Below are 10,652 nucleotides of genomic sequence, written 5' to 3'. Positions count from 1 at the left end.
AAGAACGTCCATTACATTTCCTTGTCATAAATTCATTATCCAAGGATTTTACTTGGTTACATAGGTAGTGACAAGGACACAACGTGTTATTAGTAACTCAGCTGGTCACAAATAAACTTAACTTGATTAGCAAATTTACCAAAGAATTTTTGGCGCTGCTTCGACTCACTCTGATAGAGCTCATAGAAGAGAATTGATTTAATATTATCCTTCTTAGAAGGGAAATGCTCTTGAAAGAGATTGAATTCTTTCTTCTGAGTTTTTTGAAGAAATGCCAAATGACCCATAGAGTAACTTATAACGTCATAGAAATTCTTCTTTTCGCAACTAGCAAAGACTAGTTTTTTCGAAATTTTCCTTATGGACTCCAGGTAAGGATGCAAATAAAGATGAGACCATTTGTCCTAAAACAAAGCGAGGCGTCATTAAAGTATCAATATTTTTTAGAGGATGAACTTTTATAAAGACGATATTTTGAACTATCTCAACCTTGGCCTCTTGCGAATCAGGCCACCATAAGAAATAAACCTTGGCCTTAAAGTTCTTTTTAAGGCCGAAGAACTTAAAAGCATTTTCATAGGCCTTAAAAACTTTCTTCTTTTTAAGGGTCTTATCTAGCAGAGCGATCTTTCCCTTAAAGCCTTGTGACTGTCCAATGATTTTCGATGCCGTGGGCCTAAAATGCCTGAGTACACCGACAATGACTTTCAACTCATCTTTTTGATAACCTTTTTTAAATTCTTCATCGCTCCATCGACAGAGTCAGCACGGTAGAAGGCCAGAGAGAATTTATCAAATTCAGAATTAACTCTCTTATACTTTGAACGTAATTTTTTTAAAGTTATCTAATTGATTATTATCTTCCAGACTTAATGGGAACTTCTTACTCCAATACTTATAAAGAAGTTTCGAGCTCTCATTCTCATAACGCTTAGAAAGAAGGTCGATAAGATGAAAGACGTCACCGGCCTGGGTATAATTCAAACACCCTTTGGCCGAGACTGTAAATGTTATTAGAAAAATTAAGACTGACTTAAATAAATTATTTTTCAAGAGCTTCCTCTGTCAGATTCATCATAGCATCATAACCAAATTTAACATCATCAGATTGACCTTGTTGAGTCATACCTGGACCTTGTGAAGCAGGAGCACGAGCCCCTTTCTTCATCGGTTTCTTAGCAATACCCTCTTCTTGCATCTCAAGAAGTTCACTATCAATCTCTCCACCAACAACTTCTGTAACATAGACGACTTCCCCACCTTTTTCGATGATATTTCCGTTCTCATCCACTTGAGGAATAATTCTATAAACAGCACCATTAACATTGGCGTAGATCACTTTATCTCCAGATTTAACAGCATTTCTGACTTGGTTACCAATGCTAGGATCTTTTAAACTTGAAAGAGTTAACACTGTACCAACTTGACCTTCCATCGACCCCTCTCTTAACTGATAGAGATAGTCATCAGAAGTCATACCATTAGAATCTAAACTTAGCCCTTTTCCAGAAGATCTTGCAAAAGATCCCCCTGCTGAGTTTGCACTACCTGGAGCAGCAACACTAGAACCGCCAGCGGCCTGAGCCTCAACCTCTGGTACACGATCAACAGTTGCAGCGCGTGTAGCGGTTTGAGAAGATGGTCCAGAAGTCGCTTGGGCGATATTGGAAGCACTTGGCCCCTGACTTAGTTTTTGTACAAGTTTCTTCTTATCTGCTTGCAGTCGATTAATAGTTTCAGTTGCACTTGAGATGGCCTTATTTAACTTGGCCATTTCTTCCTGTTGTTTCTTCTTTTCAGCTTCTTCAAGCTTCTTATTCATTTCTTCAAGACGCTGTTGCATAGCATCTATCTTGGCATTATAACTTGCAATGAGGGCTTCATCTTGAGCAGCTTGTGCTTGAGAAGCTTGCGCCTCGGCCTGGGCCGATCCACTATTCTTATTTCTGTCATTTCCAAGGTTAGAAGTTGTTGGAAAATAATTTGAGTAAGTCCCAACATTATTACTAATAGCAGAACCAATTGATGTCTTCATATTAGTAATGGCATCGGCCGTTGAGTCCATAAACCCAGTGATAGCACTATACTCTTCATCAGTTGCTTGAATAACTGATTGAGAACCACCAGTTCCACCTTCTTCTGAAGTTGAATCACTTGCGATTGCCATTTGTTCAGTCACACTGATTCTTTCGGACTTCTCAAAGACATCTGCCGTAAATTCTGAGTTGGAAGTTGAATCGTAAAGGGCATTTGCCCAATTTGAATTCTCATCATTTTTTGGGCTCCATATATTACATGCAATGGCCCCGGCCTGAATATTATACTTTACAAAATCATTATCGCTATGTTCATCCTGTGGTAGTGCCGAAGCAATACTATTTACAACATTCTTTAGAACAATAGGATTCTTAATTTGTTCCTTAACAATTTGAGTATCATCCATATCACAAGCTTGACGTACCTTTTCAAAAGCTTCATTACAACGTGAGGCCTTCATCACAGCAGCTTCAGATTGAAATTGCTCTAGTTGTTTTGCAAATTCATCTGCAGTAATATCTTTTCCATCAGCAGCAACTCTGTACATATCACTTGCAACCATTTGCAGAGCATCCATCGTAAGACTTCTCTCTTCTGTCATACCCGTTGCTCTTTCAATGTGACTTGAATCATAATCCAATTTACTATAACCAAGTCTTAGAAGCGGATCACTACTACTTTGAGTATTCTTTTCCAAATCTTCATGTCTAGCTTGCTCATACATATAGCTGTAAAACTTCTGTCTTAATAAAGGATCGTTTAAATAGGCATTTTCAATTGTTCTTAGTTTAGATGCCTGATCATAAGTCATAAAGAAAGAAGAAGTTTTTCCTGTGTGAGCATCTTTACCAATATTATAGAGTTCATGGTAATTAAGATACTTTGCTGGATTTACCATTGCTTCAACTTCACCTGGATTTAAAACAAGATCTCCAATACTCTTCCACTCAATATTATCTTGAAAATATTCTCTGGCCTTAAGATAGCCCATTGTTCCAGCAGAACCATCAACTGCTAGATCTTCTAAGTCAGCGTAGAATTTCATACGGACTCTGTCATCAACCTCTCTAAAGTAGCTGTTAAAGTCAGTACTACTATCAATCCCAGACATAAAGCGTCTCATATTTGGGTAGAGATCAATATTCTTCTTAAGAATCATTCCAAAAAGTCCCTTCATTTCTTTTTTGACTTCTTCTGGAAAACAGCTCTTACCTTGCGAGTTTTTCAAACTATTCATCAAGGCCATGGCATTACCAGGGATACAAAGGGAGCTTTTATCCCCTCCACTCATTTCAAGAATTTTCTTATTTGCTTGAGGATTAACGAGCATCGCATAGGCCGTCCCCTCAGAGTTTGACATGAATGATTCAAGAGCTTGAGCAGCAGTATAAACAAGGTAAGCCTTCTTCATCGTTGAAACATTGTCTTCAACCATCTTCTTAGTATCTTTACCTTTATACTCTTCAGCGAGATTTAGATCCTTTACTTTCTTTTGTACACAACCACAATACTTGGCACGTGTATCAGTTTCATGCTGGCAAGCCGCATCGAGAAATTCTTTTTGAAAAGGAAGATCAATAGATGTATCAATACCTCCACAAGAAATCAGATCATTTGAATTTATTGTGAGAATCTTTAACTCACCTGAATCAAAACGAGATGGAGGGATGTAGTTAGGATCAGTATCAGGAGAAAGAGTTTGTAATGGGTTTCCTCTAAATTCATTAGAATAATTAAATTCTCCAGATCCAAAATCTTGACCAGCCTTTACAAATATTCCACCAAAACCTAACCCTCGAGTTGCACCACTCGCAGCTGCTGCAATTGCTTCACGATTGATTCCATTATAGTTGAACTCTTGCTTATCCGCCCCATACTCTCCCGTTAAATAAGAGCTATAAGTTGGGTTTGCCATAGAACTATGAACCAAAGTAAAAGAAACTAATAGTGGCATCAATTTAATCGTTTTCATTGCAATACACTCCATTCTTCCTAACGCATCGGTTTTTTATGCAAAGAACTTGAGTAATTAACTCTTTTATATATTGTCTCTCTAAGCCGAGTTTATCCGAAGATTTAAGTGATCACTCATCAAGAGATTTTTCAAAAAAACTACTAAGCTACTGAAATAACGGAAATCAAAGAGTTTGTAGGAATATACGTAGATACTTCTGGTGATAATTTCTTTGCCTAAAAACTATGGCATTAAACTAAATTCTAACAATTTAACTTTTTAAAACTGCTGTACAGAAATGGGGTTGGATAGCTAGGGTTTTAATTTAAAAACAATATCTTACTTACTGAGCTCTTCAGCAGCTGAGGAAATTGCAATAATTCAGAAATGATTTCATGGAGATGAGTGAACCTCATCCCCACTATAGAGGAGCAGTTTTTAACTTTTTGATGTGAGCATCTATCGTTAACAGGGCATACTTATGAAGACGCTCAGGCAGATCCGGGTAGATTTCCTTAAGCATCTGTTCTCTTGAGAGACCCCTGTCTAAAAAGCCTTGAACTTGTTTTTCACGAATCTGGCGATGCTCAAGTGTTTTCTTAAGTTTGTGAACTCCACCTAAACCAATTCCGTGTGAAGGAAAGATATTAAGTGGATCTAAATCAATCATTCGATTGAGTGATGAAAAATACTTGGCCATATCTCCTTCATCACCACCAATAACAACCGTTCCAACTGTTTGAATCAAATCACTCACAATCGCCCAGGCCTTATCGGCCCTCATTAAAGTGAGTTGTCCCTCATCATGACCTGGAGTCTCAAGAACTAGAACTTGATGACCAGATGATTTTGTCAGGATATCCCCTTCTTTGAGTAGCTCTACTTTAACGCCATCAAAATAGTCAACCCCATGCTTATTCATAATACGAGCTTGAGTATCAGCACTCATAAGCATCGAAACACCAAATCTCTTGGCCATCTCGCATGAAAATTGATGATGATCAGGATGATGGTGGGTTAACATAATTTTATCAACACGAAATCCCTCAAGCTTTTCATAAAACTTTCTCAACTCCTCTTCGCACTTTGGTGAAGGATCAATAAGAACACTGAGACTATCCTCATCTCCAATTAAAAAGCTATTCGTTCTATTGGCCGGAGGAAAGGTGTTAGAAAGAGGGAGAAATTGTTTCAAACCATAGACTGGCTCAATTAACGGAACTTCTGTTGCTGGATTATATTTTAGATTTGGATCAATAATCTTATCAGAGTCAATATCACGATCTAAGTCTTCAAGAATGGTTATCATTGGAGGAACAACAAGCATAAGCCCATCGCGGTATTGCTTAAAGGCCTGATGCGAGTTGATCCATTCACTAGACTGCGCTTCTTCTTCACATGCTTTAAGATCAAGTTTCTCATTTAAGTAGATCTTAAAATAAGTATTCTTAAAACGATGAGGATTAAAATCTGGAGTGATGGCCTCCCCTAAAATAGAAATTCTAGAGACAATACCTTTTTCTTTTAGAATTACCAAATCAATATCTAGCTCTTCCATCAACTCTCTTCTAAGAGCAACGAGCTGAGGGCGTGTCGCTCCATCACATTCGAGATCAACTGCAAAGTCATGATCTTCCTTATCAATCTTTCCTCCAGGAAAAGAATAGAAACCAGGAAACGCCTTTAAGTAATTTTGGCGCTGAATGATGAAGAATTCATCTTCATAGATAAGAATTGCTGAAACAGACTCTCTCATAATAACCTACTGTAGACTGGCGAAGGCCTCTGTGGCCTTCTGATATCGTACCTCACGGTAACCCTTAATATTCTCAAGAATCTTAAGGTTCTTTCTAATAATATCATCACTCTTTTGTCTCTTAGGGATCTGATTGAGAATTTGATCTCTAATTTTTAAAGAAATCTCTCTCTCTTTCTTGTGCCAACTAGGTAGTAAGAATCTTAAGATACGAGCGTGTCTCATCAACTTCAACATCCAGTCCTTTGGAGAGATATCAAATTCAATTTTCTTACCAAAGAGATCAAAAGCTGGTCGATTAATTCGAACTTTCTTATAACTCTTTCCAAGCTCCCCATAAAGTTCTCGATCTTTGCGATAAGAATTGGTGAAACCATTTGATGAGAAATAAAGACCTCATCCTTAACGATATAAGTCTTTGCCATCGTTCTAATAGCAATCTCTCGTTCTTGTCCTGAATAAAGGGCATTAAGGGCCTGAGCACTTCCAATAAACTCATCGACATGCTGACCTCTATCAAAGACAAATTGATCATGAATCATTTGGATAACATGTGACTTTGGAAGATAGTCCATAACATCAAAGGCCTTAACAAGTGCACTCTCATACTTTTCCAGCATATATTTAGATTTTTGCCATGGAAGAAATGAGCTCTTCAAGCTTCGCTTCGCTAAGCTTGCAAAGGATTCCTTTTCTACTCTCTGTGTATATTTGGCCTCGAAAGCTTCAACACCAAGTTGTGCCATTTCACGACCGAGGTTAAAGGCCATGAGATTATTCTCGATTTCATTCTTTTTAATGGCCGCTCTTAAGGCCTTATCAATATCATCCATCGAAAAAGGCACCATCCCCTTTTGGAAAGAGAAGCCTAAAATCATTGTCGATGCATAAACAGATTTCCCAAGAAGCTTGTCACACCACTTCTTAAGTGGAGCAAGAACAATTCTTTGATCATTAGAATTTTTAAGATTCTCTAAAAGCTGTTGACGACTCAAGCTCTTTTGATCAACTTCCTTATCCAGCAGTATTGATAGGGGTACTTGGAAGTCCGTATCAAAGATCGCCATTCCATCTTGGGCCAAAAAGCCTAACTGTCCTGTTCCATCGAGTAAATCAGGAGAGAGAAGAATATCTGCTGTCGCTCTTGGAGTCACCGCTCCCATAGAACGCCCGTTCTTACAAATAGAGAGGTGTCCAGTCACATTTCCATTTCTTTGGGCCAGACCTTTTTGATCCATAAATTTAAAATCTAGATCATCACGTCCACCCATTTCAACAGCGGCCTTAGAGATAATTTTTGAGATTGTTGTAATCCCAGATCCACCAACACCTGTCACAACCATACGCCAAGTTCTATCTCCGGCAATATCATCAAAAGACTTCTTCGTCACAGGAAGTTCAAGGTGATCAAAATTAAATGTTATACCTAACTGACTCTTATACTTCGTTGGGTGATAATCCAACACTTGTACCATTTCAAAGCTTGGACAGGCCTTAAGCTTTGTACAATAACTATCTGCTACACAAATTTGTGGATCAATCATTACCTTTGATCCATAGGCATCAAAAGTTTGAGTCAAACCAGGACATCCTGTATTATCAACACAAACACGACAGTCTTCACAGGCCAAAGTATTAATCTGGTAAAACTCCTTAACAGGAACATCACCTTGTTGCTTAATAAGCTTTCTTTCATCAGCTCTTTTTCTCGCCTGATAAGTAAGGGAGCACTCTTTATTGGAAATAATAACTTTAGTTCCAGGCTTCTTAATATAATCTCTCATGAGATTTTGGTAAAAGAAACGATCACTTGGATTAACTTCAGTGACATCGGCAACTCCAAGTCCTCGAACAACAGAAGTTAAACTCTGCCTTGGTCTCGACGTCCCTTCAACATTCACACCAGAGGCCGCAGTCATCTGATGTCCCGTCATCGCAGTATTATCATTATCTAATAAAATATATGTAATATCGTGATCCATTTGAACAGAGTTAGAAATATCTGTTACCCCAGAGTGGAAAAATGTCGAGTCCCCCATAAGAACAACACTTGGATTCTTAGTAAAGAGATCAACACCAGCTCCAAGGGCCCCACCTTGTCCCATCGCAGAGAGATTATGCATTTCTCTAAATGGTGGAAGAAAAGAGAGTGAGTAACACCCAACATCTCCATGAGTAATAAGATCAATCCCCTGTGACTTTAGCCAAGAGCGTAGATCCTTTAAAAGCGAAAGCGTCTCACGGTGTGGACAACCTGGGCAGAAAGTTGGCAGACGTCGAGGTAAAATTCCATCATAACCTTTTTCTTCATACTTAAGTTCCTCACAAGCGTGGAATCCCCATTGTCTTAAAAGGTATTCCATTTTATCGCGAACAATTTCAAAACTTAGACCACCATAGGCCGGAAATCCTTCAATGGCCTTATCACCCTCTTTAAATTCTTTACCGATGATTTCAATATCTAATTTATGTCTTTGACATAATTCTTTTAACTCTGTTTCTAAGAATCCTCTTTTCTCTTCAATAACAACAAGTCTTTCTAGATTTGATAGAAAGGGAATAAGAAGTTCATCCACAAGAGGAAAAGATGATGCCACTTTGTATAGAGAGAAGTGCTCAAGATATTGGGCCTCTTCAAAAATTTGTTTCACTGTCTCAAAAATAACACCAGAAGAAATGAATCCAGTTTTACTATTCGTATTTCCAAAGACCTTATCGAGTTTCATCTTCGCCAGAACTTCTTTAACCTTAGGAAAACGCTCCTTAATCATAGAGACATCAGCTAAAAGAGAATTGGGTGGCACCATAACATTCTTTGAAAGATCAAATTCGGTTGGATCAAGATCAACAAGCTCCTTAGGAACTTCACGCTCTTGCCCTATTTGAACTCTCCCTCCACCTTCGGCCATGAATGTAGTGAGAAGAAGTCCTTGATAAAGACTAGTTCGTTTAGAAATTTCTAAGGCCACACTCATCCAGTCTTTTAGCTCCTGAGGCGTTGAAGGCTCAAGAAAGGACATATGAAGGTGTTTATACAGATAACGAGAATCCGCTGCAGTTGAAGTAGACATCGACCAAGGATCATCTCCAACGGCCACAACAGTTCCAGGATAAAGGGTCTCACCAGTATCCTCGTCTTGATAAGGACGACCCGGATTAGCAAAGTTTCCAACAGAAAGAGCATCACTAGCAACATGAAGTCCCATAGATTTCATGGCCACTAAACAGTCACGTCCAACTTGCTTTGATCCAGATGCCATCGCGGCCGCATTGGCCTCAGAGTTAGCAATAACAACTCGAATTCCCTTTTCTTTAAATTCATTCTTTCTTTGATAAAGAATATTAAAGTACTCTGCTAAGGGTGATCCAGGATATCCTGTATATAATGAGAAGCCTGCTTCAAGGCCTCCTTGGATAATGATTTCATTACCATTTAATATTTTAAAACTCATGTCTCCTCTCAATTTCCACTAAGTGCTGCAATATCTTAGCGAATTCATTGACCTTTTGTCATCTCTTGCTTACGCACAGCACCTTAAAAAAGCATGATCTAGGCAATAGACTGCCTTAAGAAAGATAATTAGACTCAATAAAATTATAAGAATATAGACGAGGGACAATTTATGAGATCAAAAATCAGTGAAGAAAACCCACTAGGGATTCTTGGTATCGACCACTTAGAGTTCACATGTAGCTCACTAGAAACTCCAACGAAGGAGCTCTTCTATAAGTTTGGTTTCCAAAAGACGGCCCAAAATAAAGAACTTAACACAGAATTATTTACCCAAGGACAAGTTCGTTTCCTTCTTATTGACTCAAAAGATGAGAACTCTCAGGCCTATAAATATGTAAGAGATCACGGAGAAGGTGTCTCTAAAATCTCTTTTCTCGTAGAAGACTGTGAGCATGCGATTAAAACAGCAGTTGAACGCGGTGGTGAGATGGTTCAAAACCTAAAAGTTGAAGAATCTGAGCACGGTGTCTACAAGACGGCCATGATCAAAGGTTTTGGTGATGTTCTCAATGAATTTGTTGAAAGACCAAGAACTTTCTTTAGACCAGGATACGAGGCCCTTGAAAATGATGAGAGCGCTCAACCACTGAGTGCTAGAGTTGCCAGAATTGATCACCTCACAAATAATGTACCTAAGGGTGAGATGAGAAAGTGGGTTGATTTCTATAAGCAAGTTTATGGATTTAAAGTAACGAGATACTTCGATATTAAAGGGGTTAAAACAGGTCTTCAATCAGAAGTTGTCCAACTTCCACTTGGAGAAGTTATCATCCCTATTAATGAGCCAGAAGAAGAAAATGGAAAGTCTCAAATTCAAGGATTCCTAGATCTTCACAATGGATCAGGAGTACAACATATTGCTCTCACTTGTGGTGATATTCTCACAACAGTTAAAGAATTAAGAGAGCGTGGAATAAAATTCCTCGATATCCCTCACACTTACTACGAAGACATTCCAAAGCGCGAGTTCACTGTAGAGGAAGAAATTAGTGAACTTGAAGACCGTCAACTACTTGTGGACGGAGATGAAGAAGGATATCTCATCCAAAACTTCACAGAGACATATGTTGGACCTCTTTTCTTTGAATTCATCCAAAGAAAGAAACACAACGGTTTTGGCGAAGGAAACTTCCAGGCCCTCTTTGACGCCATCGAAAGAGACCAAGTCAAGCGCGGTTATTTAGAATAGGCAAAAGGTACCAGTATCTTTTTCTTATGAGAGTCGTGTCATTTAACGCAAACCTCATAAGGAAAAGATACTGGTACCTAGATTTCTTTTTTTATCATATAATATCTTGATGTCTGATACGCGTAAGAAAGTTTTATTAATTGGGAAGCATGAGAAGTTACTTGATCTCTTTGGCTTCTCCATTCAAAGTGAGTTCAACTTT

The 10,652-nt window shown here is 38.5% G+C and carries 8 protein-coding genes; 1 reads left to right on the top strand and 7 read right to left on the bottom strand.

Annotated elements, in window-relative coordinates; all coding sequences use genetic code 11:
- Window positions 1-89 precede the first annotated feature (89 nt).
- The 7 genes from M901_RS11090 to M901_RS11065 all read right to left on the bottom strand — a co-directional run bounded on the left by M901_RS11090 (window position 90) and on the right by M901_RS11065 (window position 9,199).
- The gene (locus M901_RS11090; RefSeq protein WP_021278286.1) at window positions 90-287 is read right to left on the bottom strand and encodes a hypothetical protein; all 198 of its coding nucleotides are present in this window, start codon (window positions 285-287) and stop codon (window positions 90-92) included.
- 40 nt (window positions 288-327) lie between these two features.
- Complete coding sequence (locus M901_RS11085) at window positions 328-711, bottom strand: hypothetical protein (RefSeq protein ID WP_021278288.1); 384 nt, start codon at window positions 709-711, stop codon at window positions 328-330.
- A 102-nt stretch (window positions 712-813) separates the two neighbouring features.
- Window positions 814-1,053 (bottom strand): hypothetical protein, encoded by a 240-nt coding sequence (locus M901_RS11080; protein WP_034721833.1) that lies wholly within the window; start codon window positions 1,051-1,053, stop codon window positions 814-816.
- On the bottom strand, window positions 1,043-4,009 hold the full coding sequence (locus M901_RS11075) for a hypothetical protein (RefSeq protein WP_021278290.1): 2,967 nt from the start codon (window positions 4,007-4,009) through the stop codon (window positions 1,043-1,045). Before M901_RS11075 ends, M901_RS11080 begins: the two co-directional genes overlap by 11 nt.
- A gap of 403 nt (window positions 4,010-4,412) precedes the next feature.
- On the bottom strand, window positions 4,413-5,747 hold the full coding sequence (locus tag M901_RS11070; RefSeq protein ID WP_021278287.1) for an MBL fold metallo-hydrolase: 1,335 nt from the start codon (window positions 5,745-5,747) through the stop codon (window positions 4,413-4,415).
- A gap of 6 nt (window positions 5,748-5,753) precedes the next feature.
- Window positions 5,754-5,984 carry a hypothetical protein gene (locus M901_RS16580; protein ID WP_053335864.1) on the bottom strand — a complete coding sequence of 77 codons (231 nt, stop codon included), beginning with the start codon at window positions 5,982-5,984 and terminating at the stop codon, window positions 5,754-5,756.
- Entirely contained in the window at window positions 5,978-9,199 is a 3,222-nt protein-coding gene (locus M901_RS11065) for a 2-oxoacid:acceptor oxidoreductase family protein (RefSeq protein WP_021278292.1), read from the bottom strand. The genes M901_RS16580 and M901_RS11065 overlap by 7 nt, the downstream gene beginning before the upstream one ends.
- 171 nt (window positions 9,200-9,370) lie before the next feature.
- Here M901_RS11065 and hppD point away from each other — a divergent pair, with 171 nt between their 5' ends.
- The gene (gene hppD / locus M901_RS11060; RefSeq protein ID WP_021278289.1) at window positions 9,371-10,450 is read left to right on the top strand and encodes a 4-hydroxyphenylpyruvate dioxygenase; all 1,080 of its coding nucleotides are present in this window, start codon (window positions 9,371-9,373) and stop codon (window positions 10,448-10,450) included.
- The last annotated feature ends 202 nt before the right edge of the window (window positions 10,451-10,652 follow it).

The sequence above is a fragment of the Bacteriovorax sp. DB6_IX genome (assembly GCF_000447775.1).
GTDB lineage: Bacteria > Bdellovibrionota > Bacteriovoracia > Bacteriovoracales > Bacteriovoracaceae > Halobacteriovorax_A.
This window is presented reverse-complemented; position numbering and strand designations above follow the sequence as displayed.